This is a genomic window from Phormidium sp. CCY1219 (genome assembly GCF_055795085.1).
This window is the reverse complement of record NZ_JAYFEQ010000538.1, coordinates 1-349: the sequence shown is the minus strand read 5'-3', so window position 1 is coordinate 349 and position 349 is coordinate 1. Positions and strand designations below refer to the sequence as shown.

Annotated in this window: 1 pseudogene; it reads left to right on the top strand. The window is 46.4% G+C overall.

Annotated features, from left to right (window positions below):
- Positions 1-349, top strand: a pseudogene (locus AC0QH1_RS14850) (S8 family serine peptidase); the annotation flags it as partial.

The window sequence follows — 349 nt, the reverse complement described above, 5'->3', positions numbered from 1 at the left end:
GGATAACATTTTCCGACAATTGGGGCGATTCAGACGAATCGATTAGCCGCAGCTTAGGTGCAGGGACTTATTATGTTCGAGTTTATCCCTACCGCACAACAGGATATGACACGAGATACCGATTAGAACTGACTGCTACCCCCACTGGCATTGGAGATATAGCGAATCCTGTTTTTAACATGGGAGTTCTCAGTGGCACGCAGACTTTCACTGACTTTGTAGGTAGCGCTGACTCCAGTGATTACTACCGCTTCACTCTTAACGAAGTCAAGGATTTTAGTCTAACCCTTGGGGGGATGACTGATAATGCAAACGTTGGGCTATATCTTGCCGAGGAACAAGTAGATGG